The sequence below is a fragment of the Salipaludibacillus sp. CUR1 genome, from assembly GCF_021028955.1.
Lineage (GTDB): Bacteria > Bacillota > Bacilli > Bacillales > Salisediminibacteriaceae > Salipaludibacillus.
In genome coordinates this window covers 1-26,619 of sequence record NZ_JAIWPE010000006.1, presented here as the reverse complement: position 1 = coordinate 26,619, position 26,619 = coordinate 1, and the positions used below count along the sequence as shown (strand labels likewise).

Genomic DNA, 26,619 nt, shown 5'->3' with positions numbered 1-26,619 from the left:
CGGGTGATTTTTTACATAGTAAGTCTCTTATGAAAAGAGGAAAGCCGCTTTAATTTTGGCCGGCAGTATTAGTCGAAACCTAAAAGACGGTCAAAGTTGGGGACTGCTGGTCGAAATTTATCCATAAATGAATTATAATATATGTAGATTTGGACTGGAAAAAGGGAGGAAAGTGTTTGATGAGTAATAATTACCCGCCTATGCGTTCGGATAACAAAAAGAAAAGACGCCTTAATACTATTCTTAATGTTTCAATAGGACTTGTAGCTTTATTAATTATTTTTGTCTCCGCTACTTTAATTTTTGGAGGCGGCGATGACAATGAGGTGGCTGTTACAAATAATAACGATCTCAACAACGAAGAAGAAAACACCAATAGCGGTGATATATCGATCGACCAGCCCGGCAATGAAGAAAACGACAATGAAAATAACACTCTGAATGATAACAATGAAAATGATGAAGTGAATGATGGTAATAACACTAATGAAAGTAATAATAATGAGGAGTCAAATACGGAAGATTCAGCTGATAATGCAAATAACGAAGGTAATTTAAACAATGAAGATGATAATAATGAAGGCAATGAAGACAATGCTGAAAATGAAGCCAATGAAGCTGAAGAAGGAAATGAAGAAACAGAAACCAATGAGGAAAACACAACTGAATCTGACGGTGAATGGGGACCGGTTGGCACAGTTCAGGAAGAGCCGTTTACACCTGTATACCAGACGGACCACGTTAATTGGGAAGAAATGACCAGAGCTTTATCGCACGCTACAGGGCTCAGCGAAGATGAAATGGAAGTATGGCAAATAAGAAACGGCGGGAACCAGCACACGGCAATTGGAACAGTAAGCACTTATGATAACCGTTTTGAACCTTACAAAGTTGAACTTAACTGGGTTGAAAATGAAGGCTGGATGCCTGTGTCTGTTGAGGAGCAAAGCTCTAATCCGTATGTAAGCCGCTAAGTTTTAAAGCTGAAAGTTAAGAAAAAGATTTAATGACAAGACTGGGACAAAAGAATAGTAATCATAAAGAAAGCCGAACAAAATATTTGAATTTTGTTCGGCTGTTCTTTTTGAGAAAAGGAGTGATTTCAGCCATCCCAGGCGGACGCTTGCCCAGGGGCTTGTCCTTTTCAGCTAAAGGTTAAGGATTTTTCTAATAAAGTAATATCACGGTTTATTGTTTTTGTTTAAAATGCACAGCTGCTGTGTATATTTTTTTGCCTGTTTTAGGGTCTATGGTCAGCTGATGGGAAACATTGTAAACTTCAAGCATAATCGCCTGGTTGTCATCTATTTTTTTTGAAATTTGTTTCTCCAGAAGCTGAAGCGTGGCTGCTTCAAAAAATTCTACTTTATCTTTTAAAGTATCCGTTTGAAAAATCATCTTGTCCACTCCTTTTATTGTTGTCATAACAGAAAGCCCGCTTCTTATTTTAAATAAAAGATAGAGAGACGGCAATACAGGATAAGAAATGGTTCTTGTTCCCCGGCTTGTCATAGGCTATGATAGAAAAAGTGAAACTTTTGCGAAAAAGGGTGGTATTATGCGTGTCGGAATTATCGGAGCCATGGAAGAAGAAGTTGAACTTTTGAAATCTGAAATGGTCCTTGAAGAAGAAAATGTCATAGCTGGTTCAGAGTTTTTTATTGGCCGATTAAACGGGGTAGATGTTATTTTAGCTAAATCTGGAATCGGAAAAGTAAATGCAGCGATCAGCACAACGCTAATGAACCAGCTGTTTTATCCTGACCTTATTATAAATACAGGTTCTGCTGGCGGCTTCCATCAGAACCTGGCGGTAGGTGATATAGTTATTTCTACACAAGTCCGCTACAATGATGTAGATGCAACGGTATTTGGTTACGAATTCGGCCAGGTACCGAGGATGCCTGCCTTTTATGAGGCTGACCATGAACTGATAGGTCTTGCAGAAGAATGTGCTGATGAGGTGGGAGTCCATTCTATTAAAGGCTTGATTATTTCAGGGGACTCCTTTATGAGCGACCATGCGCGTGTAGAAGAAATCCGCACTAAATTTGAAGATCCTTATTGCGCAGAAATGGAAGCGGGAGCTATTGCCCAGGTGTGTTATCAGTTCCAAAAGCCGTTTGTCATTATAAGGTCACTATCTGATGTAGCCGGAAAAGATGCCAAAGTCTCTTATGACCAGTTCCTTGAGACAGCTTCAGTAAATTCCGCTAATATGGTTTTACTTATGCTGGAAGAACTACGGAAGCAGAAGTAACTGCTGGCACATAAGGAATACATTACTACATCACTCGGTTGCCTGCCATGTTATACTTGAAATAGTTTGATTAACACGTATTAAATGAGGTGCTTATTATGTCGGAAGAGAAAGTTACTAAATTACAGCACAAGGTAGAAGATTACCGGCGCTTTGCCTTTATTTTAATTGCACTGGCAGGTTTTCTAATGATTGGCACAGTTATTCCGAGTGAGTCTGTGCAGATCGCCCAGGAATGGTTAATTGTTTTTGTTTCTATCTTACTGGCAGGTGCTGTTTTATTACATGGTGTTTCTCTTAAAACAGAAAAACTGATAGTAGAAGATGAATAGTTTTATATAAAAGTTTTCATATGGAGGGGTCCCAAAAGGGATGCCCTCTTTTTTACTTTGTTTGTTTATCCGTGGGGTGAAGTTCTTTTAATGCATGTGTGAGAATTCTCGCTGTCAGTCCCCAGATGACATAGTCTTTGTATTCGTAAAACTGTTCGTTTATAACCCCTGTTCGCCAGTTATAGTTTTCTCCGTTTGGTATAAGGTGGTAAGGGAAGTTATCTTCCGGCACTGCTTCAAGTTTAATATAATGTTCTTTCGGCTCCATATTTAATAACTGTGAAACCGGAACATAGAATATATCTTCTACTTCATCTTTATTAATATTAAAGCCCGTGTCGGGTGGAAGAATCCCTATAAATGGAAAGAGCATTAATTTAAAAGGGGTCACCAGGTAATCGAGTTCCCCTAAAATTTCTACATCAGCAGGAGGAATACCCAGTTCTTCGCTCAATTCCCTTATGGCAGCATATTTTACAGTAGGATCAGTCTTATCCACTTTACCTCCTGGAAAACATACTTCACCAGGCTGGCGGACAAGACGGGATCTTACCTGGAAAATAAAATGTAATTCATGATTTAGTTCTATAAGAGGTACAAAAATAGCAAATTTTGTATAGGTATCACTATCCAGGACAGTCGCTTTCTTATTTCTTAAATGATTAAGAACAGAATCTGATAATTGCTTCATTCCAGACCAACCTTCCTTTCTTTCTTTCCTTTTTATCATACCAGATCTTTTGTTTACCATTGGAAAAACTGCTTAAGTCAGAATAGTTGAAAGTTAACCTTGGCGTTAAGGGGAAAGTTGGATATAATGAGGGAATACTAATGTCGGAGGTGTTGTGGAAATGAAGTTAACAGTTAAAAAACCTATTTTTGCTGAGTCTGCCAGTTATTTTGTCAACCGTGCAAGCCAGATCTCCGGAACCGTTTTAATTAAAAAGGAGCATTGGGTTATTGATGCAAAGAGCCTGCTGGGTATTTTGGCTCTCTCATTACAGCCGGGTCAGGAAATTGAGCTGGAGTTTGAAGGTGAACCTGACGAGCAATTTATTCAAGACTTAGAGCAGGCTGGCCTGTTTGAAAAGTGAGCATAAACATAATATAATCCGTCCGGAAAACGGCACTTAAGAAATATATATGCTGCTTTCCGGACGGATTTTCTTATACTGTGTTTATTTTAAATGTTTTTCGAACCATTGGGTTAATTCTTGCAGTCTTGCTTTCCTCAAGTGAGGAGGTCCGCTTCGTGATAATTCATGATTGGCATCAGGAAACCTTACAAAGCGGGTGTCTTTTCCTGATTGTTTTAAAGCCGTAAATAGCTGTTCAGCTTGTTCTATAGGACAGCGGAAATCTTTTTCCCCATGCATGATTAATAAAGGTGTCTCTATTTGATTCACGTATTTTAAAGGGGAATGTTTCCACAGTTTATCAGGGTCCTTTAATAGATCAGTCCCTATTTCCCACTCAGTGAAGAAATAGCCAATATCACTGACGCCGTAAAAACTGATCCAGTTGGATATACAACGCAGAGTCGCAGCTGCTTTAAAGCGATTAGTATGTCCAACAATCCAATTTGTCATAAACCCGCCGTAACTGCCTCCTGTTACTCCTAAACGCTTCTTGTCTATCCATGGATAATGGTCTGTTACAGTATCTGTAAAAACCATCACATCTTCGTAATCCATTCCTCCATAGTCTCCTCTGCAGGCATTGACGAATTCCTGGCCGTACCCGTGGCTGCCCCGGGGATTGGCATAGAAAACAGCATATCCTTTAGCAGCCAGCAGCTGGAGCTCGTGGAAAAAAGTATTTCCATACATCGCATGGGGGCCGCCGTGAATTTCAAGAATTCCAGGATAAGTTTCTCCTTCGGTGAATCCTGCCGGTTTAAGAAGCCATCCCTGTACAGACTTACCGTCTTTCGACATACTTATAATTTCTTCAGGTGTCTGCAGGTTCACTTTATCTGTAAAAGGTTTGTTCATAGAAGTCAGTTCGTTTAGTGACCTGTCTTCTAATGAGGAGGAATAGATTTCTCCAGGGTTTACAGGGGTGCTTATGCCTGCAATGATCTTTCCTGATTGCTGATGCAGGCTGCAGCTGTATACATGTTGATCCCCTGATGTGACTTGTTCAATGTCGCCGCTAAGTGACACATTATAGAGGTTTGTGCTGCCTTTAACGCTTGCCTGCACCAGCAAAGACTTCCCGTCTTTTGTCCACAGGGGACCTGGGTTCGATTGTCCTGATAAGATATCTCCTATACATGAATCGCCCATATGAACGTCCCAGTGATTAGTTAAACATTTTTTTTCGTCGTGTGCAGCTACATCAATTATCCATAATTTTGAGTGGGTAGCTCCTGCGAATTGTTTGGTATGTCCGTAACAGGCAATTTTTTTACCATCAGGCGAGAATACCCCGTGAGAGAATATTCCTTTGCCGTCTGTTAATTGATAATGCTCTTTAGTGTTTATATCCATCATATAAATATCTGATCCAATATGTTCGTCGCCTTGTTTGTTTGAATGATAAGCAATCATTTTTCCGTCAGGTGACCATCCGGAAGGTTCGTCATCAAATTCATCATCAGTTATAAACTCTATTGCATCCTTATTTAAATCATACAAAGCAAGCTGCTTGTTCGTTTCATCCAGAAAACCGGCTGCATCAGATTTATATTTTAACCGCTCAACAATCAGCGGTGCTTTTTTTTCTTCAGTGTCACCTTTACCGTTTAATTGATTGTCCGGCTGTGATCCTTTTTCAAAGGAAGTCGTGAAAAGGATTTTAGAAGAATCGGGCGACCAATACGGCTGGGAAGCTCCATTAGGAAGCTTAGTCACTTGTTTAGCCTCACCGCCATCTAAGGGCAGGAGATACAGCTGGGGCTTTGCTTTTTCTTCTTTTGCTGAAACAAAAACGATCCACCTGCCATCCGGTGAATAGCGTGGGGAGAGAACTTTTCCCGGGCCGTAAGTCCACTGTCTTGGTGTGTCCTCATTAAAACGCTGGACAAATAAGTGGGAGTTATAATTATCCTCTTCGGTTATAAACTGTCTTACAAAAGCAAATTCTTTTCCATCAGGTGATGGCTGGGGCTCGGTTAAAACATTAATATTTTTTAAGTCGTCAATAGTAAGTGTTCTTTTAGTTTCCATTAGTTCTCTCCTTTTCCAACAGATTTATCTTAAATTTTATCAAAAAAATTCGTAAACCGAAATAAATATCTTGTTGAACCCGTTTACATACTGTGATAAATTAAAAAGAGTAAACGTTTACGTAAAAGGAGAAAAATAAAGTGAGTATAACAATTAAAGATGTTGCCAGGCAGGCAGGGGTATCTATTGCAACAGTTTCACGGATCGTTAATGGTCAAAAAGGTTATGGTGAAAAAACAAAAGAACGCGTGTTAAAAACAATCGAGGAACTCGGTTATACTCCAAATGCGATTGCCAGAGGTCTCGTCGGACGTGAAACAAAATCCATCGGTGTCCTGCTTCCTAAGCTTTCCGGTCTCTTTGCTTCTAAGCTTCTGGAAGGAATGGAGGAAACGGCAAGAAATGAGGGTTACAGCCTTTTTGTCTGTCATACTGACTCTAAAGAAGACCGGGCGATTCAGGATCTGCAAGTGTTAAAAGAGAAACAGGTGGATGGCATTATTTATGCGAGTGACCAATTGTCGGAATCCCAGGGCCAGATGCTTAATAGTATGGTATGTCCTGCAGTTTTTGTGTCAACACAATCATTAACGCACCCTTTTCCTTATGTGAAAGTAGATGATTATCAGGCGGCCTGTACCGGGACACGTTATCTCATAGAAAAAGGACATAAGCAGATTGCTTTTATAGGCGGGAGCCTGGAAGATCCTATCGCTGGTAAACCCAGAGATGAGGGGTTTCGAAAAACAATGAAAGACCATCACCTTAAAGTAGAAGAATCTCTGACAGCATATGGTGATTTTCGTTTCCAGTCTGGAAAAGAGAACTTTAAAAACATCCTGAAAGCCGAGAAACCATTTACAGCCGTGTTTGCGGTGAGTGATGAAATGGCGGCGGGTGTTTTATCAGAAGCTTATGAACAAGGCATTTCTGTACCAGACGATTTAGCGGTGCTTGGATACGATAATACAATGGCAGCGGAAATGGCTATTCCCCCTTTAACAACCATTGCACAGCCTCTGGAAGAGATGGGGCAGAAAGCGGTAGAGCTGATATTATCGATCAGGGAAAATAAGGGGAATATTAATAAAAATAAAATCGTTAAACACAGAATTATAGAACGGAAATCTGTTCTTGAACGATCAAAAACAAAAGGTTTATTTTTATAAGGAGGCAGATAAAATGAGTCAGACAAAACAATGGTGGAAAGAAAGTGTCATTTATCAAATTTATCCCCGCAGTTTCAATGACAGCAACGGGGACGGGATTGGAGATCTGAAAGGCATTACTGAAAAGCTTGATTATTTAAAACAGCTGGGAATTGACGTTATCTGGCTGTCACCGGTCTACAAGTCTCCAAACGATGACAATGGATATGATATTAGTGATTATAAAGACATTATGGATGAATTCGGAACGATGGAAGACTGGGAGGAATTATTAGAAGCAGCTCACAGCAGAGGGTTAAAAATTATTATGGACCTTGTAGTCAATCATTCATCAGACGAACATGCCTGGTTTGCTGAATCCAGAAAGTCCAAAGACAACCCCTATAGGGATTACTACATATGGCGGCCTGGAAAAGAAGACGGCTCCGAACCGAATAATTGGGAATCAGCCTTCAGCGGATCGGCCTGGGAATATGATGAAACGACTGGTGAGTATTATTTACATTTGTTTTCCAAGAAGCAGCCGGACTTGAACTGGGAAAATCCCACTGTACGCCAGGAAGTTTATGAGATGATGCGCTGGTGGCTTGATAAAGGAATTGACGGTTTCCGCATGGACGTCATTAATTTTATCTCTAAAGTGCCAGGGTTGCCGGATGCGCCTAACCCCGAGGGCGAAAAATATGTATCTGGCAGCCAATATTTTATGAATGGCCCCCGCATTCATGAGTTTCTCCATGAAATGAACGAGGAAGCGATAAAAGATTATGATGTAATGACTGTAGGGGAAATGCCGGGCGTCGGACCTGATGAAGCAGTTAACTATACAAAGGAAGAAAATGAAGAGCTGAATATGGTTTTTCAGTTTGAACATGTCGATCTGGACTCAGGGCCGGGAGGAAAATGGGATCTTCGCCCGCTTCGCTTAAAAGATTTGAGAGATAATCTGGTGAAATGGCAAAAAGCGCTCGAACAAGATGGATGGAACAGCCTGTATATGAACAATCATGATCAGCCCCGAATGGTTTCACGTTTTGGTAATGACGGCAAATTTCATAAAGAGTCGGCTAAAATGCTGGCTACACTGTTACACATGATGAAGGGCACGCCTTATATTTACCAGGGAGAAGAGTTTGGAATGACAAACGTGCAGTTTGAAGATATTAATGATTATAAAGATATAGAAACGCTGAATATGTACCGGGAAAAACGCGATGAAGGTGTATCCCATGAAGAACTTATGAAAAGAATTTATGTAAAAGGACGGGATAACGCCAGGACACCTGTCCAATGGGATGACAGTAAGAATGCAGGTTTTACAACCGGTACACCTTGGATTAAAGTCAATCCAAATTACAAAGAAATTAATGCCGCCGCCGCTGTCAATGACGAAAATTCTATTTTTTCCTATTATCAAAAACTAATAGAGCTCCGTCATCAGAATGAGACAGTGGTAAACGGAAGTTTTGATATTATGCTTAATGATCATAAAGAAGTATTTGCTTATAAACGGGAACTTAACGGGGAAACATTGCTCGTCTACTGTAATTTCTATGAGGGCAGCCCTGAAGTGGAAATCCCTGGTGAATACCAACAGGCAAATAAAGAACTGTTTATTTCGAATTATGAAGTCGAAGATACAGAAAGTGATAAGTTTACATTGAAACCATATGAAGCAAGGGTTTATCGGATTAGAAAGTAAAAATGAGTTTGGTGTGAAACGGCGAGGCTGGGACAAAACTAAAGACAAGTTTGTAAAAGACGAACAATAATTTGTACCAAACATTTTATAAGGTGGGTTACTTTTAGTTTTACCAATTATTAAATAGCCTCAGCTTTTTCTGATTGAAGGACAGAAGGCGGCGACGCCGCAGGAATTAAGCGCAGTCTGAAGATCCAATTCAACGAAGCACCAGGCTGAGTTGAATTTAGCTGAAGACAAGCCCTGGGGCAAGCGTCCGCCTGACGGACTAAAATCACTCCTTTTCTCAAAAAAGGACAGCCGAACAAAATTCGAATTCGAAAATTTTGTTCGGCTTTCTTTATGATTACTATTCTTTTGTTCCAGCATCGTTTATAGATGCCAATTAGCACTCTGACTGTTTTTAGAGGATGTTTCTCCTGAGAGAGTTAAGGGAAAATGGAAACCAAACCCTATTTGTCAGAAAGGCTGGTTGATATGCTCCTTCATTATAGTTGGCTAAATTCTTATACAGTTTACGGTAACGACGGAGAAATTGGTAAAGTAAAAGACGTGTATTTTGATGAGATTAAATGGACGATCCGTTATTTAGTAGTTAATACAGGTAAAACATTCTTGTCTGATCAGGCATTTATATCTCCTGTTTCTGTGGAGAAAGTCGATCATCAGAATGAAGTAATCAGAGCAGGGCTTTCAAACGACGAGGTTAAAAAATCCCCCGATCCTGGAGAGGAACCTGTCACGAGAAAGTTCGAAAAAGATTTTACTCTGCATTACCGGCTGAACCCTTATTGGGTTGGCAACGGTGTATGGGGAACCACGGCAGCACCGCATGATATGATGAATGAACAAGCACAGCTGCTTCAACCGGAACAAGGTGACGACCGGACATATGTTCATCAGGCGAAAAATGTGACCGGATATACGCTTTCCGTTAAAGATGAAACATTTGGTAAAATAGATGATCTGTTGATTGACGGTTCTACTTTTCAAATTAAATACTTCATTGTGGATACCCGAAGATGGCTGCCAGGCGGAAAGAAAGTTCTCATTTCCCCGCAATGGATTGATGAGATCTTCTGGGATACTGCACAAATGAGTATAGATGTCACACGCCAGCAAATTGAGGATGCACCGGAATATCGCCCGGAAATGGATTTAAGTGACAGAAGAGAAGCTGACTTGTGGCTCCACTATAAAAAATAATCTTCTTAAACACCTTCAACATATTTGTTGAAGGTGTTTTTAAGTGAAGGGGGACAGACCCCCCATTTTTTACCTATAGTTTTAAAAAGGTTCTTTACATCAATAAATATATTGGGTATAATTTGCTTTGTAATTTAAAAGTTTCCTTTGTACAACTTTTATAGTTAGGGTTAAAACATTGAATTTTAGGAAACATCATTTACTTAGGGCATATATTATATTCGAGGCCCCGGGTCTATATTATTTTTAAAGGGAGAGGATAGAGAATGAATCGTTTTAAAATTAAAGGGGTGGCCGCAGCGTTAGTCTCTTCTGCTTTACTTTTGTCAGCGTGCGGAGAGAATAACGCAGCTAATGAGAACGGCGGAAACGATGCTGCAGGGAATAATAATAATACAAATACGAACGAAACAGAAAATAATAATTCAAATATGAATGAAACGGAAAATAATGCTAACAACCAGGAAGAAGACGGACTGTATATAACGGCCAGCTTTTCAGTTATTGCTGATATGACTGAACAAGTATTAGGGGACAGAGGAACAGTAGATTACATTGTACCGATAGGGGAAGAACCGCATGAATATGAACCGGTACCAAGTGATTTCAGAAATGTCAGTGATTCCGATGTCTTTTATGTTAACGGGTTAGGCCTGGAAGAATGGCTTGAAAGAATTGTAGATAATGCTTCTGATACGCCTGTTTTCACATTAGCTGAAGGGGTCTCGGAAATTCCGCTTGAAGGTGAAAGTGCACCTGACCCGCACGCATGGCTGAGCCCTAAAAATGCTTCCTACTATATTGAAAATATTGTAGATGATTTAAGTGAAAGGGATCCTGACGGTGAAGATATCTACCGGGAAAACGCAGATGCTTATTTAGAAGAAATAAATGAGCTGGATGCCTGGATTGAAGAAAAAGTGGATGCTGTCCCTGAAGAGCACCGTACAATTGTAGTAAGCGAAAACGCATTTAAATACTTCGGGGAAGATTACGGTTTTGAAACTGAAGGAATCTGGGAAATTAACTCCCATGAAGAAGGAACATCCGGACAGATCAATCGATTGATTGATGTCATTCAGGATAAAGAAATTCCGGCTGTATTCGTTGAAACGACTGTTGATAAGCGGTATATGGAAACCGTCGCTGAAAACGCAGGCGTAGAGATAGCTGGAGAGGTGTATACGGACGCGGTAGGACAGGAAGGTTCTGGTGCCGAGACTTATTTGGAAATGCTCAGACATAATGCCGAAGTCTTAACTGACGGTCTAAGCGGAAATTAAGCAGAAATTTTGTATTTCACCTTAGATCTTGTTAAAATACCTTTAAATGTATTTTTAATTGAGGTGAAATGATGAATATTTCTGACAAAGCAAAAGGTTATATTCAGGGGATCCTGAATGAACACAACGCATCGAACATCAAGATTTTTATTGCCGGCATGGGTTGAGGCGGTCCCCAGCTGGGATTGGCTCTGGATGAGCCAACAGAAGATGATGTAGTGGAAGAAGTTAACGGTATCAAAGTTGCCTTTGATAAGCATATTCACGGCCAGACAGGCGGCATGGCACTTGAGTACCAGGAAACACCTCAGGGCGGCGGTTTAGTCCTGAAAGGAAACGAAAGTGACTGCTGTTAAATAAATAAATTTGCAAGAAAGAAACCTGTCATTAAAGAATGGCAGGTTTTTTCCTTCTGTCTGAGGAAGTTCTGTAAAGTATAATTGAACTTTTAAAACTAATGAGCTGGTAAAATTTTCTTTCAGGAAGAGGTGTGCCGATTGGGAAAGAACGAAAGCAGACTGCAGGTTCAGGGAGAGCGCTGGTTTCCATCAGAGACTTCTTTTTCAGTAGACATGAAAGAGCTTTGGGGAGACTGGTACTGTGATTCAGAAGTGGGGAGATTAAAATCTGTGCTTATGCACAGACCTGGAAATGAAATTGAAAATATAACGGAAACTAATTTTAAAGACTATCGGTTTAAAGCGCCAATAAATCCGGATAGAGCGAGGCATCAGCAGGATCAGCTCGCATCGCTCTATAAAAAACACGGTGTCAAAGTACATTACATCAGTCATCAAAGGCAGGACAGACCGAATGCTATGTTTATGAGAGACCTCAGGTTTATGACCCCTGAAGGAGCGATTGTCTGCCGGCCGGCTATTGCGGCACGCCGCGGTGAAGAAAAAGCGGTCGCAGCTAAACTTGCGGAACTCGGTGTCCCTATTATTAAAACAATTAATGGGGAGGGTTACTTTGAAGGGGCGAGTGCAATGTGGGTTGACAGGGGAACAGTAATTATCGGCACCGGCAGCCGGACAAACAAATCAGGAGCGGGACAGGTTATAACCGAGTTAAAAAACATCGGAGTAAAGAATATTATAGAGACACAGATTCCCTATGGTTCCATTCATCTGGATGGATTTATGAATATGGCCGATAAAAAGAAAATGGTGATCTTTCCACGGCATGTTACTTATGAATGTGCGAGACAGTTGCAGGAAGCAGGTATTGAATTAATCGAATTAGACAATATAAAAGAATTAAAAGAGGGAATGAGTATGAACTTCGTAGCTTTAGAACCAGGCAAAGTCGTTATGCCTTCCGGAGCACCCGAAACGAAAAAACTCCTTGAAGAAAATAAAATAGAAGTCCTTGAAACAGACATGGATGAAATCATCAACGGGTGGGGGGTCATTCATTGTATGACGGCATTTTTAAAAAGAGAGCTGTATAAAAAACATGAGGGTTTATCTGCCGCCCAAAAACGAATTGTCATGAGACCAGAAAACTACTATCATTAGAAAGAGATAAGAATTGGATAGGAGAGAAAAGTATGAAGATTGACATTTTGAAATGCCATGGATCAGGAAATGACTTTATTATAATTGATGAGATGGATCAAAAATATCCATTTACAGATGAAGAGCGTGTGAAGCTTACAAAGCAGCTTGCTGCGAGAAATAAATTAATCGGTTCAGACGGCACATTATTCATACAACACAGCGATCAGGCTGATGCGAGAATGCGCATGTTTAATACAGACGGCTCAGAAGCTGAAATGTGCGGAAATGGCTTAAGATGTGTCGCAAGGTATGTAACAGAAAAAATGGGCCGGGATACGGTCATAATTGAAACAATGAAAGCCGATTTGGAAGTGGCCCGTGTGGAAGAGATCTTTGAAAACATTCCGACATACGAAGTAGCTATTGAACCCGTATCTTTGAGCCCTGACATGATTCCTTTAAGGTCTGATGAGCCGGAACATATTGATAAGCCGATTAAAGAATTGCACCCGTCCTTAACGTTTACAGCTTTAAGTGTCCCAAATCCGCATATCGTGACTGTGGTAGACAAAGTCAATGAAACTGACGTAAAGCAAATTGGGGAGAAGGCAAATATGTTAAAAAAGGTATTGCCAAATGGAGTCAATGTCAGTTTCTTAAAGAAAGTGGCTGATGGACGGGTTTTCGTTCAGACGTTCGAGCGCGGGGTAGGATTGACAAATGCATGCGGTACAGCCATGTCAGCTTCCAGCCTCGTTTCATGCTTATTGGGGCTGAACCAGTTTGATGAGAAAATAACTGTTCTTAACCCGGGAGGCATGGTTCAATGCCTCGTCCATAAAGATGGGCAGGGAGATTATTTTATCCGCCTGCGTGGTAATGCGACCTACGAATTCAGCGCCAGTGTGGAAATTGACTTCTCAAATCCTGAAAATGCAGAAATTCTTGAAAAAACAGCCTATGAAGAAGAAGTTTTAAACTATGCAAAGCTAGCAGAAGCAGCTGAAAATATGGCATAAAAATCTGTGCTGGCTGATCTCACCCCTTTTCTCAAAAGAACAGCCGAACAAAATTTTCAAATTTTGTTCGGCTTTCTATATGATCACTATTCCTTTGTCCGATCCCCGTCGTTTCTTACTGGTGCGTTTTATCTCTTTCTACCGGAAGAATAATTTCATCTTCTTTAGGGATTCTGGAATTCAGTTCCAAATGTTTTTCTCCCCAATCCATCATTTCTTTCAGCATTCCTTCTAATTCAGCTCCATACTCCGTTACGGAATATTCAACCCTCGGAGGTACCTCTTTATAGGATTTTCTTTCAATTAAACCGTCCTTTTCAAGTTCCTTTAATTGTTTAATCAGAGTCTGATGATTAATTAAAGGCAGGCTTGATTTAATTTTACTGAACCTCAGTGTTCTTCCCATCAGCAGCAGTAAGATAGCTGCTTTCCATTTGCCACAGACAATATCCAATGTCGCTTTAATAGCCTTAATTTCTTTTGTTTCCATAGCCGATCCTCCCTGGTATATAAAAATATACTTCTTACATAAGAGAAAAATCTGTGCCACACTAGTAATCACATCACTTTGATTTAAAGGTCTTATTTAAAAGGAGTTTTTGGAAGACTATGACTCGAGAAAGAAGAGATATATCCCAAGCCATTGTTAATTACCTAGTAGAAAATGAAAATGAACTTATTAGTAAAGTTCTCATCCATGAAGACATGTCAAGCCTCCATGATACAGCTCCTCTTAGAGACATATTCTTTCAATTTCTTCATCGCTTTCAGGAAAACTTATTAGCCTCCTCTTCACGTAAGCGCCCGTTAACACCTCTTATTGGAAATATTAAAGAGCAGCAACTGATGGGGAACAGTGTTGCTGTCACAACTGTGATTGACAGTCTTTACGACTTGTCAAAAACTATATGGACAATGTTCAAAAAAGAAGCCCAGGATATTTTTAATCTTACAGCGGATGAACTTTTATATATCCATGATTTACTGAATAAAGAGATTAAGTATGCTGTTAAAGAAGTATTGAAATTCCATGTGGCCTTATCAAATCTTAAAGAAGAAAAGTTTAATGAAAAGCTGAATGAATTGTCTGTTCCTATCATTAATGTAACTGGAAACACAGCCATTTGTCCGCTTATCGGGGCTATTGATGAATCAAGAGGCCGGTATTTGCTGCATGAAACTCTGCAGCAATGTAAAGACCGTAAAATTAACAGACTGATTTTTGATCTGTCAGGAGTGCCCAAAATAGATGATATAGTAGCCTCACATTTAAACATGGTTACTAAATCTTTAGATCTTATTGGTGTATATATTACCCTCACTGGTGTCCGGTCAAACATTGCCATGACAGTCATTCAGCAGGATATAACCTTTGAAAAAGTGAGTATTAAAGCAACTGTTAAACAGGCACTAACAAGTATGGAAATAATTAAAGAAAATAATAAATCGCCTTATAAATAAAGGCGTGGTTTATCAAAAAGCTGTCTCTTTTCCCGAGTCAAGTAAAAACAATATTTAAATAATTTCCCCGCATGAAAGCCCAGAGAATTGAGGGTGAGACAAAACTAAAGACAAGTTTGTAAAGGACGAACAATAATTTTATCCTCTGCTTTTTGATTGAAGGACAGAAGGCGGCGACGCCACAGGGAGTAAGCGCAGTCTGAAGATCCACTTTCCCGAAACAATCCTTCGGGAAAGTTAGTTGAAGACAAGCCTCTGGGCAAGCGTCCGCCTGGCGGACTGAAATCACTCCTTTTCTCAAAAAGAACAGCCGAACAAAATTTTCGAATTTTGTTCGGCTTTCTTTATGATTACTATTCTTTTGTCCCAGCCTCTTAATTAATGAGGTTTATCCCGCTATTTTATTTGTATTTTTACTTTTCCCTGATTAAGGGCTACCTCACGTTCATTTCATCAGGTTTCGGTCCTTTTCTTATGCCCCGGTCTAAATTATTTATTAGTTCCATTTCATCATCTGTTAATTCAAAATCAAACACATCGAAGTTCTCTTCAATTCGTGAAGGTGTCACTGATTTTGGAATAACAATTGAGTCATTTTGCAGGTGCCAGCGTATAATTATCTGGGCGCCTGTTTTGTTATGGTCCCGGGCAATCCCCTGAACGACAGGATGGTTCAGAACTTCGCCGCCCTGCATAAGTGGACTCCAGGCTTCTACGTAAATGTCATGTTTTTTGCAAAAAGTTTTTAATTCATTCTGGGCTAAAAATGGATGGCATTCCACCTGATTTAAAACCGGTTTAACCTCGCACTCATCTAAAAGGCGCTGAAGATGGTGAATTTCAAAATTACAGACGCCAATCGCTTTGACACGCCCGTCTTTATACAGCTTCTCCATCGCTTTATATGTATCTACGTAATTATCATATTCAGGAGTCGGCCAGTGAATGAGATAAAGGTCGACGTATTCCAGACCGAGGCGCTCGAGACTCTCATCAAAAGCTTTTAAAGTAGTGTCATATCCTTGATCGGCATTCCACACTTTTGTGGTAAGAAAGAGGTCTTCTCTTGGCACGCTGCTTTGTCTGATCGCTTTACCTACGCCACGTTCATTTTTATAGATCATAGCTGTATCAATCGAACGGTAACCGGTTTCCAAAGCTTTGATAACTGCTGGTGTTGCTTTCTCGTCTTCGACTTGCCATACTCCAAATCCAAGCTGAGGCATGGTGACCCCATTATTAAGAGTTATCACCTTCATCTAATCACTCCTCCAAATAGTTACTTCATTCACAAGTATATCATAACCTTGTATGTAAGCGCCTTACAATCCTATTTTAATAAGACAGACACTCTCATGCTGAGATGGGCATATACATAGAAAACGAAGCAAAGGAGGGGGTGTGAAAGCATGTCAACTATTCTGGCAGCCGTCACGCACTTTATCAAAGAATTGCTTGTATTTGTCTCGTTTGTTAAAAACAATGCGTTTCCGCAGCCGCTGAGCCAAAAAGAAGAAAAGAAATACATTGAACTGATGAAAGAAGGAGACGAACACGCCCGTAATCTGCTAATTGAACATAACTTGCGTTTGGTGGCACACATCGTCAAGAAGTTTGAAAACACGAGAGAAGACACGGAAGACCTTATTTCCATCGGTACGATCGGTCTTATAAAGGCCATAGAAAGCTATTCGTCAGGGAAAGGCACAAAACTGGCAACCTATGCCGCACGGTGTATTGAAAACGAAGTTCTAATGTCAAAAGAGCGCATGGGACAATTCCCTCACTACATAGGTTAGTGCGAGGAGGGAAAAGTCCGTGAACATACGCATCATAGAAGGGGATCTTTCGAAAAAAGCTCGTTCAAATGTTTACCACTATTTGAAAGAACTTTACAGGAAGGAGCAACCAGAACATCATGACAATCGGAATTTACGCTCGAGTATCGACGGAGGAACAGGCGAGAAGCGGGTACAGCCTGGAGCAACAGCTGAGGGCCTGCAGGGAGAAAGCACAGACTAGTGAGGTGATAGAATACGTGGATCGGGGGCTCTCAGGAGAGTTCCTCGATCGTCCTGCGTTAAACAAGCTGCGACATGATTTACGGGAGGGGCTTTTGAGTAAAGTTGTTTGTCTGGACCCTGACCGGCTTTCGAGAAAGCTCATGAATCAGCTTATAGTATCCGAAGAAATTGAGAAAAAAGTGGAGCTAGTGTTTGTTAACGGTGAATATCAAAGGACTCCAGAAGGGATGCTTTTTTATCAGCTTCGAGGGGCTATAGCGGAGTTTGAAAAGAAAAAGATTACGGAACGTATGAGTCGTGGCCGTATCCAGAAGGCCAGGCAAGGAAAAGTAATACGGGATTATCAAATCTACGGTTATGACTACGACAAGGAAAAAGAGCAGCTAGTTATAAATAGTTATGAAGCGAGTGTTGTTCGTACGATCTTTGAACTGTTTACATCTCCTAAAAGTGATGTTCAAGGAATTAATGGGATAGCTAGATACTTAACTAATCAGGGGATTCCAACTAAAAGGAATGCGAAGCAGTGGCATAGGCAGGTTGTCAGGCAAATTTTAATGAATAAAGCATATGTAGGGGAATTTTTCCAAAATCGCTGGAATACCGAGGGAATGCTTGCTAATAAGTATGGATCTAGTGAAAAAGTAAAAATGACAGCAAGGCCTGAAGAGGATTGGATTCAGGTTCCCTGCCCTAAAATAATTGAAATAGAACAGTATGAACATACTCAAGCAATATTAAAAGAATCTAGAAGACGCTGGAGAGGGACCAGTAAGCACGAATACTTATTAAGCGGCCTGGTTAGATGCGCGGAATGCGGAAATACCATGACAGGAAGAAGAGCAAAAAACTGGGGATCCTATCATAGAGAATACACGGATGTGAAAAATACAGCAGGAGCTAAAAATAAAGGCTGTGGGAATCGGATAAATTGTGAACAGTTAGATAGTGATGTATGGAAAGAATTAAAAATATGGCTTACAAACCCTAAAGAGTTGGGAGCTGCTAAAGATCAAGTTAAAGACAATCAATTTACTTACGAAAAAAAAGAATTAGATCGAATTTGTATAGAATTAAACAGGGTAAAAACTGGTCGAAACCGCTTACTAAATTTATTAACAAATGAGGATTTTTTTCAAGAGGAGGACGTACGGGATAAGTTAAAAGAACTTAAGGATAAAGAGAACAAATTATTAATTGATAAACACGAATTAGAAACAAAATTACTTGAAGAAAAAAAAGATTATACAATTTTTGAAGACCTATTAGAAAAGGCAAGTATCTATTATTTATCATTAGAAAATGACCGATTAAGAATGAGTGATAAAAGAAAAATAATTAGATGTGTGATAAAAGAAATAAGAGTGGACGCAGATAACAATGTTAAAATATTCACTTTATAATAGTTGTATTTTTTTATTCTATTTAGTGTAAATATTTATAAAGACCCGATCAGTGAAGATCGGGTTTTTTGTATTTCACTGCAGTAGGATTCCTTCAACTCATACCTGAAATTCATACAGTAACGGAAAAGCGATAACAGAATAAGCTGTAGCTGCTCTTGTTTCAGTAATGGGAAGAATCCTTTAACAAGAGTATTATTTAAAGCAGAAATGTGGATATAGAATGTTGAAGTAGCCATTACTGAAAGTAAAGAAGTATCTTCATATAGGTGTTTGATTTCAACTAAAGGAATATTGTTGAAGAATATAAAACCTCTTTAACAAACATCATATTAACCATATAATGGATTACAGAAGGGATGATAATACTACATTTTTTGGAGGAGATAGAATTGCAACTTCATGAAGAAATCTGGCAATGGTCAATGGCACTCCCTGATTGGCAAAATGATTTATTAAGAAGGTTATATGAAAAAAGTGATCTTAGTGAAGAAGAACTTTCTCAAGTAGGTGCAAATATTTTAACAAGTGTAGGCATTGACTCTAGAAAGCCAATAATAAGTAAGTTGTCTAAAGGTACAATACCTGACAAGAAGTTAGACAAAGGGATAAAGCTTAAATCCTTAGATAATATGATCAATGTAGCTGCAGTAGATCAACAATATGGAATTGAATTTAATACAGAAGGCCTAACAGTAATCTATGGAGATAACTCAGCTGGGAAATCAAGTTATGCAAAGGTCTTAAAGCAGTCTTGTCGTGCAGTTGATAATAATACAATAATCCATCCAAACATTTATAAAGAGGATAACGAAAGTGGTAGTACTGCCGAAATACAAATTATAGATGAAAACCAAAATGTACAAACAATACACAGAGATATGAATACTTCTCCTGATCGGTGGTTATCACATATAAGTATTTATGATTCTAAGTGTGGACAGGTTTACGCGGAAACAGAAAATAGTGTTGTATTTATACCGAGTGAACTACAAATATTTAATTCATTAGCGACTATTCAGAATAGGATAAAAGAAAAACTTACTGAAGAAAAAGAATCTCTCAAAGAGAGCAAACCTCTAATACCTATATTCAAAGAAGGTACAAAAGTAAAATCATTTGTTGATAGTATTTCTAGAAAAACAACATATGAAGAAATTGAAGAAATATGTACTTTTACAGATAAAGATGATGAGAGATTGGAACAATTAAATGAAGATTTAAGCATGCTATTAGAATCAAATCCTGAAAAACATATGAAAGATTTAGAAAGGAAAATAAAGGATGCTATAAATTTACGAGAAAACATTAAGGAAGTAATTAAAGGATTAAGAAAAATCAATATCGATAATTTTTTACATAATCACAATCGTTATATAGATGCAAAGGAAACCCTTCGTATAGCTACAGATGAAGCGTTTAATAAACAGCCATTACAAGGTGTTGGTTCAAATCCATGGATGAACTTGTGGACTGCAGCAAGGAGGTACCATGATGTTGCATATCAGGATACAGAGTTCCCAAATACTGAAGTAGGAGCCAAGTGCACTGGGTTATAGGACCTTTACTACGATAAAGTCTGAGGATTATGAAGCTGCCCGAGTGGCAAATGCAATCTTTGGAAGATTTCCTTCTTCTAAACTATTTATTAATCTACGTGAAAAGGAAAGTCTAGCTTATTTCGCTCACTCGCATATTGAAAGTAATAAAGGTTTATTAATTGCAATGGCTGGAATTGACCCTAACGACTACGATCGGGCGATTGAAATTATAAGAAACCAGGAGTATGCATTAAAAAAAGGGGATTTTACAGAAGCTGATGTTGAACAAGGTAAAGCAATGTTGATTAATTTATTGCTGGAAGCATCTGACACTCCATTAGGTATAATGGATATTTCTGTTCAGGCAATTGATAGTGGTTTATCAAATAGAATAACTGATCGAATTAAAAGAATTAACAACATAACAAAAAATGATGTTATCCTTGCTGCTAATAAATGGGTTCTTGATACTATATACTTTTTAAATGGAAAGGCGTAATTTAATTATGAATTCAATTAATTATGTGAAGTTAGGAGAGATAATTCATCATCGAAAGCTCAGTAATGGTCTGGAAGTTTTTGTCCTTCCTAAAAATAATTTTCAGAAGACCTTCGCTACCTTCACAACAAACTTTGGATCAGTAGATAACAGTTTTATACCTTTCAAAGGAGGTGGTATTACTCACGTTCCGGAAGGCCTGGCGCATTTTTTGGAACACCAGTTGTTTGAAAGCGAGAAAGGGAATGTCTTCCAAACATTTGCTGCACGCGGAGCTTTTGTAAATGCATTTACTACTTTTAATCGTACTGCATACACATTGTCAGCTACATCACACATAGAAAAGAATCTTACTTTTCTTTTAGACTTTGTACAAAGTCCGTATTTTACCAATGAAACCTTAAATAGGGAAAAGGGCGTCATTGAACAGGAAATTAAGATGAAAAATGATAATCCTGAATGGCGCAGCCGATTCGGAATTTTAGAGAATATGTATAAGAGTCATCCAGTTAAATCTAATATTGCGGGAACTATAACTTCTCTTAATCAAATATTAAAAGAGGATTTATATAATTGCTATAACACTTTCTATCATCCTAAAAATATGCTGCTTTTTGTTACTGGGCCTGTGGTTCCAGAAGAGATATTTAGCCTTATTCGAGACAATCAAGAGAATAAAGAATTCCACGGATCTGGAGATATTCAACGGATTTATCCTCATGAGGATTCAAAAGTAAAATTAAGATCCAGTGTTTTGAATTTACCTGTTGGTACCCCTAAAGTATTTATCGGTCATAAAGACCCAAAACCTTTTAAGCAAGGTCAGGAACTTCTTACATATGAGCTGGCACAGAGTGTTTTACTTGAACTCATGTTTGGTAAAAGCTCTGACGCGTATGAAAAATTGTACAGAAATGGTTATATAGATGAATCGTTTGATTTTGATTGTGTAAATGAAAAGGGCTTTGGTTTTTCAGTAATAGGTGGGGACAGTCAAGAACCTGAAAAAGTAATAGCTATTGTAAAAGAAACAATCAGTAAGTTTAAAAGTTCCCCAATATTAAATGCTCGACGAGCAATTAATAAAAAGATTGGAGGCTTCTTAAGGTCCCTTAATTCTCCTCAGTTTATAGCTAACCAGTTTTCACGATACCAGTTTAATCAAATGGATTTATTTGACGTATTGCCTACACTGAAAGAGTTATCTGAAAAAGATCTTGAAGAAGTACTGCAGTTTCATCTTTCTGAATATTCAAGAACGTCGCTCATAGTAAAAGGGGATAGGTAGGAAGTTTTGTGTCTTTAAAGATTTAATAGGATAAAAAGCAAATTTGTTTAGGAGTGGAAAAATGTCAAACCTTTTAGAGATCAAAAATCTTAGCAAATCTTTTAATGATAAAGTTGTTTTAAAAGATATTACATTCAACGTGCCACCTGGATCAATTGTTGGGTTCGTAGGCGATAACGGGGCGGGGAAATCCACAACATTTAAAACAGTACTTGGTTTGATTTCTAAAGATAGCGGTACAGTGAAGATCTTTGGCGAAGAGGATAATGACAAAAAAGCCGGTTTTAAAGAAAAAATTGGAGTCGTCTTCGATGCTATGAATCTCCCCGCTAACCTTACCATTAAGCAACTAAATAATGTATTTAAAAAAATGTTTAATTCCTGGAATACAGAATACTTTTATCGGTTAGTCGGTACTTTTTCTTTACCTACAAACAAAAAGATTAATAAATTCTCACGCGGAATGTCAATGAAATTATCTGTAGCTGTTGCATTATCTCATGACGCAAAATTATTACTTCTGGATGAAGCCACCGGCGGGCTTGATCCTTCATCCAGAGAAGAATTGCTAAAAGAGTTAGATAATTTTGTAAAAAATAATGACGGAGGCATACTACTCTCCTCTCACATAATGAGCGATGTAGAGAAAATAGCTACCCATATTGTCATTTTAAGAAATGGTGAGATCTTATTAAATGAAAAAAAAGATAAGGTTTTTAAAGATTATGGTTTTGTAGAGCTTGAAGACGACCAAATTGGCCTGATAAACAAAAATATAATTGTTGCTAGAAGGAACCATGGTTCGAATTGTAGCGTGCTTGTATCAGAAAAACAGAAGTTGCCACCTGAGGTTGAACCAAAATCGATCTCAATGGAAGAACTTACTGTCTTTTTTACAAGGAGTGAACCATTATGACAGCACTTTTATTAACAAGCTATTATCTGGTATCTCGAAGCTTTTTTGCATATACAGGATTAGCGATATTGATTTCCTGCTTAATTTTTTATTTTGGAGATGGCTCATTGCACGGTATTGTGGCATTATTGGTCATTTTGTTAGTATCGATGCCTGCACTTGAAGTTGTTAAGCACGAGGGCAAATCTGGTTATGACAAGTATGTACTTACTTTACCTGTCAGTAGAAATAATATTGTACAAAGCCACTATTTCTTTTATTTTATTGCTGTAATCATCGGCACTTTTTTATCATTTGGTATTTTTCAGTTTTATAATCTTGTCTCAACAACACCAACTGATGACATGTTAAATACTTTATCATTTGGGATTTTCATTGTTTTCTTTGCTGGTGCAATAGCATATCCACTCCTCTATATTTTAGGATCTGAAAAATCTGATGCAATTGTATTGGGAGGCGGAATGGGAGGGCTTATTGTTACCTTTGGATTACAAGATTTAATTGGTTACATTATTGAACAACCCATATTTTTAAATTTGAATCTTGATTCTTCATTGCTAATTTCTATTATTTATATAATGTTCGGTATTGCGTTCTACATAGTATCGTTCATAATATCTACTTTTATATATAACAAAAAAGAATTCTAGTTTCTGGGTTGTTACTGGACCACCCGTACAATTATGTACAATTCAAACGTTAAATGGAAAGGTTTATACTCAAGCACCTTTATATATTAGGCATCTAGAAAGAGTTATGTACGCATAGGTGGTTCGTAAATAAATTTAAAAATTAAGTGAGGTGTTTTTTGTGGAAGGTAACATGCTTTATCATCAATACATGAAACCGAATTCCGAATATTTCGGAATTCCAGAGGTGACAGAGAAGGATAATAGATATGAATTTGATGAAATCCCAAATACATATGCTGTTATCACTGACCCTGACTCAGTCTGGAAATACTATCATCTAAAGGACGGGTTACTTCCTGATCAAGGGTGGAAGATTCACGTAACTTCATTATTAGAAGATGCACCCGAAATGTTAGATAAGGTTGCTCGTTTTTGCATAGATAAAAGGATAGAGTTCAAGCACCTTAAGGATAGGGAGAGCTTCATTAAAGTTAATTCGAAAAATGCAAACCGGGCATCATCCGGTAAGTTTTTGACAGTATACCCCCCTAATAACGAAATCTTCATTGAGTTATTGGAAGATATTTCGTCTATAACCAGTGAATTCGAGAAAGGCCCTTATATTCTTAGTGATAAGAGGTGGAAAGATAGCAATGTGTTCTACAGGTATGGAGGATTTAAGATTATAAATAATGAGCATGGAGAGCACTGTATTAGAGATGATGAAGGGAATCTAATCAGAGACGAAAGAACTCCATTTTACCAGGTGCCCGATTTTGTGAAGGATTTCGATGATTATCTTAATAGAATTAATAAGCCGGAGCAAATAGAGAATGAAAGCAAATTAGACCAGTATAATATTGAAGCTGCACTAAGCTACAGTAACGCAGGTGGTGTTTATCTGGCCACTCGGAAAAAAGATAATCTAAGAGTGATTATCAAGGAGGCCAGACCAAAAGCTGGATTAGATGGGATGGGTAAAGATGCTTTGCAGAGACAGAAGATGGAATTGGGTGCCTTGAAAAAACTAAAAGATGTTTCCGGGGTTGTGAATTTGATAGATTATTTCCAAGAATGGGAGCATCATTTTTTAGTTGAGGAATTTATCGAGGGCCAGGATTTGCGGAAGTGGCTAGCTGAAAATTTCCCGTTCTATAAAGACAGTCCTGAACTAACTCAATATCCTGAAAAAAGTAAAAAAATCTTGTTACAACTATTCAATCTAGTAGAAGAAATGCACAAAGAAGGCATTGCAATGGGCGACTTGCAGCCAGCAAATGTAATAATAACTAAGGACTTGACTGTTAGAATGATAGATTTTGAAACATCTACGGATATATATTCTGAAGAAAAACCTCTTATGTTTACGATGGGATTTGTATCGGAGGAAATGAAGGTTAGCGGCGCAAGAGATTGGTACGGTTTGAAGAAGTTAATAGAATATATGTCACTTCCGATCCTTTCTTCAGAGGATTTAGACGGGCATTTACAAAATAATCACCTAAATTGGATGGAAAAAAATTATGGACCTTCTCATTTTAATTTTATTTTAGATTTACAGGAAAAATGCGATGAGAAAATAAATAATTACCAAAAATATGTACCCAATATTACAAATACTAATAGTTATGCAGCTGAATTTAATCTGACTTCTATTATTAATAAGTTAACAAAAGGTCTTAAGTTAAACATAACAGAAGATGACAAATTCGTTAACGGTGATATTAGGCAATTTGAGATGGATGGTGGGAAATTTAACTTTTTAACTGGAGGAAGCGGTGCTGCTTTTACACTTACAAAAAACAATTTAAAGACAGAAGAAGTAGACAGCTGGATTGAAAGCTTTTTAGTAGATCATTTACCCCTTAATGAATCCAAAGGATTACTTACTGGAAAAACAGGAATACTGGCTTTACTTTATGAGAGAGGTTATATTGATGTTGCTTTAAATGAAGTGAAGTTTTTAAAGGATAATATGTCAGAGTCTAATATCTCTTTACGCTCAGGGCTTTCTGGGTTCGGGTTATTCGTAATTAGTTTATATCTGGAAACAAATGATAGCGAACATTTACAGCTGGCCAAAGAAATTGAAGAATTAATTGAAGTTAATAGAGTTAAGGATGAAGCGTTAAAAGTGAATGATTGGATGGGAGTTAATATTGGCTTAATTGACGGACTTTGTGGAGTATCTCTGTTTTATTCAGCACTTTATTCAGTAACGAGAAACAAAGTTTACTTAAAAAAGGCAGAGTTACTATTGAAAGAAGACTTAGAAAAAACCAGAAAGGATGAGGTGACCGGTGTTTTGCAAACACTTGATAATAGAAATCGACTGTTACCTTATCTTTCTGGAGGATCTATTGGTGTCGCAATATCTATCTGGTTTTTCAATCATGTGAGTGGACAGGAACTTTACGAGAATGAGTTGAATGCAATTTTTGAATTGTCAAAGACGCGCTGTACAGTTAGCGGGGGCTTATTTGATGGCGCCGGCAGCTTCCTTTTAATACCTTCTATGTTAAAAGAAGGGAGTAAACGTAGGGATGCTATCAATAAGGTTTTGGGTTTGCTGAATATGTTTTTAATAAAAAGAGATGATTATTATGTATATCCAGGACAGTTCTCTTATAGATTGTCCGATGATATATACACAGGTAGTTCAGGAATAATCCTAGCATTAATGGGAGTTGTTAAAAACAATCCACTTTACTGGTTACCGTTGGTTAATTCAGACGCATTCCTAGGGAGAACGAAAGCGAAGAAGCTATCAATAACTAGGTAACTATCACGATTGATTAATGGAAATAGTGAAGTTGTATGAATAGCAAAGATCTATCCATAAATCAGAAGATAAAAAGCCAGCGTTAGAAACAACATGAAATAAGACAGTAAAACGACAATCAGTAACCATTGCTAAAAGAATGTCCTTCATTAAATAAAGGGGGTGAAAAAATGAAAAGTGTACTTGAATTGCAGAAGTTCGCCGATGAAGCAGACGGCAAGGGCCAAGCGGTGGAAGCGACTTGGACCTGGACCGTTACAACAACCAGCGGTTTCACATCGTCGATCAGTAATCATTGCTAAAAAATGTTCTTCATTAAATAAAGGGGGTGAAAAAATGAAAAGTGTACTTGAATTGCAGAAGTTCGCCGATGAAGCAGACGGAAAAGGCCAAGCGGTGGAAGCGACTTGGACCTGGACCGTTACAACAA

Annotated in this window: 27 protein-coding genes and 1 pseudogene; 23 read left to right on the top strand and 5 right to left on the bottom strand. The window is 38.3% G+C overall.

Annotated elements, in window-relative coordinates; translation table 11 throughout:
- Window positions 1-179: 179 nt before the first annotated feature.
- Complete coding sequence (locus K8O68_RS00610; protein ID WP_230895004.1) at window positions 180-974, top strand: YrrS family protein; 795 nt, start codon at window positions 180-182, stop codon at window positions 972-974.
- A gap of 214 nt (window positions 975-1,188) precedes the next feature.
- Here K8O68_RS00610 and K8O68_RS00605 read toward each other — a convergent pair whose 3' ends face one another.
- Window positions 1,189-1,425: a DUF2536 family protein gene (locus K8O68_RS00605; RefSeq protein WP_370640461.1), complete on the bottom strand. Its 237-nt coding sequence runs from the start codon at window positions 1,423-1,425 to the stop codon at window positions 1,189-1,191.
- Between the two features lie 133 nt (window positions 1,426-1,558).
- Between K8O68_RS00605 and mtnN the strand changes: the two genes are divergently transcribed.
- Window positions 1,559-2,260: a 5'-methylthioadenosine/S-adenosylhomocysteine nucleosidase gene (gene mtnN, locus K8O68_RS00600; RefSeq protein ID WP_230895003.1), complete on the top strand. Its 702-nt coding sequence runs from the start codon at window positions 1,559-1,561 to the stop codon at window positions 2,258-2,260.
- Between the two features lie 98 nt (window positions 2,261-2,358).
- On the top strand, window positions 2,359-2,592 hold the full coding sequence (locus K8O68_RS00595; RefSeq protein WP_093047975.1) for a YrhC family protein: 234 nt from the start codon (window positions 2,359-2,361) through the stop codon (window positions 2,590-2,592).
- A gap of 52 nt (window positions 2,593-2,644) precedes the next feature.
- Here the strand turns inward: K8O68_RS00595 and K8O68_RS00590 are convergent, their stop codons facing one another.
- A complete protein-coding gene (locus K8O68_RS00590; protein ID WP_230895002.1) occupies window positions 2,645-3,283 on the bottom strand; it encodes an NUDIX hydrolase in 639 nt (212 codons plus the stop codon).
- A 160-nt stretch (window positions 3,284-3,443) separates the two neighbouring features.
- Here K8O68_RS00590 and K8O68_RS00585 point away from each other — a divergent pair, with 160 nt between their 5' ends.
- Entirely contained in the window at window positions 3,444-3,686 is a 243-nt protein-coding gene (locus tag K8O68_RS00585) for an HPr family phosphocarrier protein (protein ID WP_093047973.1), read from the top strand.
- An 84-nt stretch (window positions 3,687-3,770) separates the two neighbouring features.
- Here K8O68_RS00585 and K8O68_RS00580 read toward each other — a convergent pair whose 3' ends face one another.
- Window positions 3,771-5,762: a S9 family peptidase gene (locus K8O68_RS00580; RefSeq protein ID WP_230895001.1), complete on the bottom strand. Its 1,992-nt coding sequence runs from the start codon at window positions 5,760-5,762 to the stop codon at window positions 3,771-3,773.
- 140 nt (window positions 5,763-5,902) lie between these two features.
- On the opposite strand from K8O68_RS00580, the gene K8O68_RS00575 reads away from it, so the two are divergent.
- The 7 genes from K8O68_RS00575 (at window position 5,903) to dapF (ending at window position 13,643) form a co-directional block, all read left to right on the top strand.
- A complete protein-coding gene (locus K8O68_RS00575) occupies window positions 5,903-6,931 on the top strand; it encodes a substrate-binding domain-containing protein (protein ID WP_230895000.1) in 1,029 nt (342 codons plus the stop codon).
- A gap of 13 nt (window positions 6,932-6,944) precedes the next feature.
- On the top strand, window positions 6,945-8,633 hold the full coding sequence (locus K8O68_RS00570) for a glycoside hydrolase family 13 protein (RefSeq protein WP_230894999.1): 1,689 nt from the start codon (window positions 6,945-6,947) through the stop codon (window positions 8,631-8,633).
- A gap of 438 nt (window positions 8,634-9,071) precedes the next feature.
- Entirely contained in the window at window positions 9,072-9,839 is a 768-nt protein-coding gene (locus tag K8O68_RS00565; protein WP_230894998.1) for a PRC-barrel domain-containing protein, read from the top strand.
- Between the two features lie 266 nt (window positions 9,840-10,105).
- Window positions 10,106-11,122, top strand: coding sequence for a metal ABC transporter substrate-binding protein (locus K8O68_RS00560; protein WP_370640460.1), 1,017 nt, complete (start codon window positions 10,106-10,108; stop codon window positions 11,120-11,122).
- A gap of 185 nt (window positions 11,123-11,307) precedes the next feature.
- On the top strand, window positions 11,308-11,478 hold the full coding sequence (locus tag K8O68_RS00555; RefSeq protein WP_177174181.1) for a hypothetical protein: 171 nt from the start codon (window positions 11,308-11,310) through the stop codon (window positions 11,476-11,478).
- 141 nt (window positions 11,479-11,619) lie between these two features.
- Entirely contained in the window at window positions 11,620-12,642 is a 1,023-nt protein-coding gene (locus tag K8O68_RS00550) for a dimethylarginine dimethylaminohydrolase family protein (protein WP_230894997.1), read from the top strand.
- Between the two features lie 32 nt (window positions 12,643-12,674).
- Window positions 12,675-13,643, top strand: coding sequence for a diaminopimelate epimerase (gene dapF / locus K8O68_RS00545; RefSeq protein WP_230894996.1), 969 nt, complete (start codon window positions 12,675-12,677; stop codon window positions 13,641-13,643).
- A gap of 115 nt (window positions 13,644-13,758) precedes the next feature.
- Here dapF and K8O68_RS00540 read toward each other — a convergent pair whose 3' ends face one another.
- Window positions 13,759-14,133 carry a winged helix-turn-helix transcriptional regulator gene (locus K8O68_RS00540; protein ID WP_230894995.1) on the bottom strand — a complete coding sequence of 125 codons (375 nt, stop codon included), beginning with the start codon at window positions 14,131-14,133 and terminating at the stop codon, window positions 13,759-13,761.
- A 119-nt stretch (window positions 14,134-14,252) separates the two neighbouring features.
- Here K8O68_RS00540 and K8O68_RS00535 point away from each other — a divergent pair, with 119 nt between their 5' ends.
- Window positions 14,253-15,104, top strand: coding sequence for an STAS domain-containing protein (locus K8O68_RS00535; protein ID WP_230894994.1), 852 nt, complete (start codon window positions 14,253-14,255; stop codon window positions 15,102-15,104).
- Between the two features lie 434 nt (window positions 15,105-15,538).
- On the opposite strand, the gene K8O68_RS00530 is transcribed toward K8O68_RS00535, so the two are convergent.
- The gene (locus tag K8O68_RS00530) at window positions 15,539-16,363 is read right to left on the bottom strand and encodes an aldo/keto reductase (RefSeq protein WP_230894993.1); all 825 of its coding nucleotides are present in this window, start codon (window positions 16,361-16,363) and stop codon (window positions 15,539-15,541) included.
- Window positions 16,364-16,513: 150 nt separating this feature from the next.
- On the opposite strand from K8O68_RS00530, the pseudogene K8O68_RS00525 reads away from it, so the two are divergent.
- The 11 genes and pseudogenes from K8O68_RS00525 to K8O68_RS21540 form a co-directional block, all read left to right on the top strand.
- Window positions 16,514-16,861 (top strand): annotated as a pseudogene (locus K8O68_RS00525) (sigma-70 family RNA polymerase sigma factor); the annotation flags it as partial.
- 61 nt (window positions 16,862-16,922) lie between these two features.
- The gene (locus K8O68_RS21545) at window positions 16,923-17,126 is read left to right on the top strand and encodes a hypothetical protein (protein WP_230895030.1); all 204 of its coding nucleotides are present in this window, start codon (window positions 16,923-16,925) and stop codon (window positions 17,124-17,126) included.
- Window positions 17,029-18,531 (top strand): recombinase family protein, encoded by a 1,503-nt coding sequence (locus K8O68_RS00515; protein WP_230895026.1) that lies wholly within the window; start codon window positions 17,029-17,031, stop codon window positions 18,529-18,531. The genes K8O68_RS21545 and K8O68_RS00515 overlap by 98 nt, the downstream gene beginning before the upstream one ends.
- A 392-nt stretch (window positions 18,532-18,923) precedes the next feature.
- Complete coding sequence (locus K8O68_RS00510; RefSeq protein ID WP_230894992.1) at window positions 18,924-20,090, top strand: AAA family ATPase; 1,167 nt, start codon at window positions 18,924-18,926, stop codon at window positions 20,088-20,090.
- Window positions 20,091-20,133: 43 nt separating this feature from the next.
- Window positions 20,134-20,571 (top strand): insulinase family protein, encoded by a 438-nt coding sequence (locus K8O68_RS00505; RefSeq protein ID WP_230894991.1) that lies wholly within the window; start codon window positions 20,134-20,136, stop codon window positions 20,569-20,571.
- Between the two features lie 7 nt (window positions 20,572-20,578).
- Window positions 20,579-21,859: an EF-P 5-aminopentanol modification-associated protein YfmH gene (gene yfmH / locus K8O68_RS00500; protein WP_230894990.1), complete on the top strand. Its 1,281-nt coding sequence runs from the start codon at window positions 20,579-20,581 to the stop codon at window positions 21,857-21,859.
- Between the two features lie 61 nt (window positions 21,860-21,920).
- The gene (locus K8O68_RS00495; RefSeq protein WP_230894989.1) at window positions 21,921-22,775 is read left to right on the top strand and encodes an ABC transporter ATP-binding protein; all 855 of its coding nucleotides are present in this window, start codon (window positions 21,921-21,923) and stop codon (window positions 22,773-22,775) included.
- Window positions 22,772-23,425 (top strand): ABC-2 transporter permease, encoded by a 654-nt coding sequence (locus K8O68_RS00490; RefSeq protein ID WP_230894988.1) that lies wholly within the window; start codon window positions 22,772-22,774, stop codon window positions 23,423-23,425. The genes K8O68_RS00495 and K8O68_RS00490 overlap by 4 nt, the downstream gene beginning before the upstream one ends.
- Window positions 23,426-23,585: 160 nt before the next feature.
- Complete coding sequence (lanKC, locus tag K8O68_RS00485; RefSeq protein ID WP_230894987.1) at window positions 23,586-26,189, top strand: class III lanthionine synthetase LanKC; 2,604 nt, start codon at window positions 23,586-23,588, stop codon at window positions 26,187-26,189.
- Window positions 26,190-26,359: 170 nt separating this feature from the next.
- Complete coding sequence (locus K8O68_RS00480) at window positions 26,360-26,491, top strand: class III lanthipeptide (protein ID WP_230894986.1); 132 nt, start codon at window positions 26,360-26,362, stop codon at window positions 26,489-26,491.
- Window positions 26,492-26,525: 34 nt separating this feature from the next.
- A partial coding sequence (locus K8O68_RS21540; protein ID WP_370640462.1) for a class III lanthipeptide occupies window positions 26,526-26,619 on the top strand: 94 nt, incomplete at its 3' end.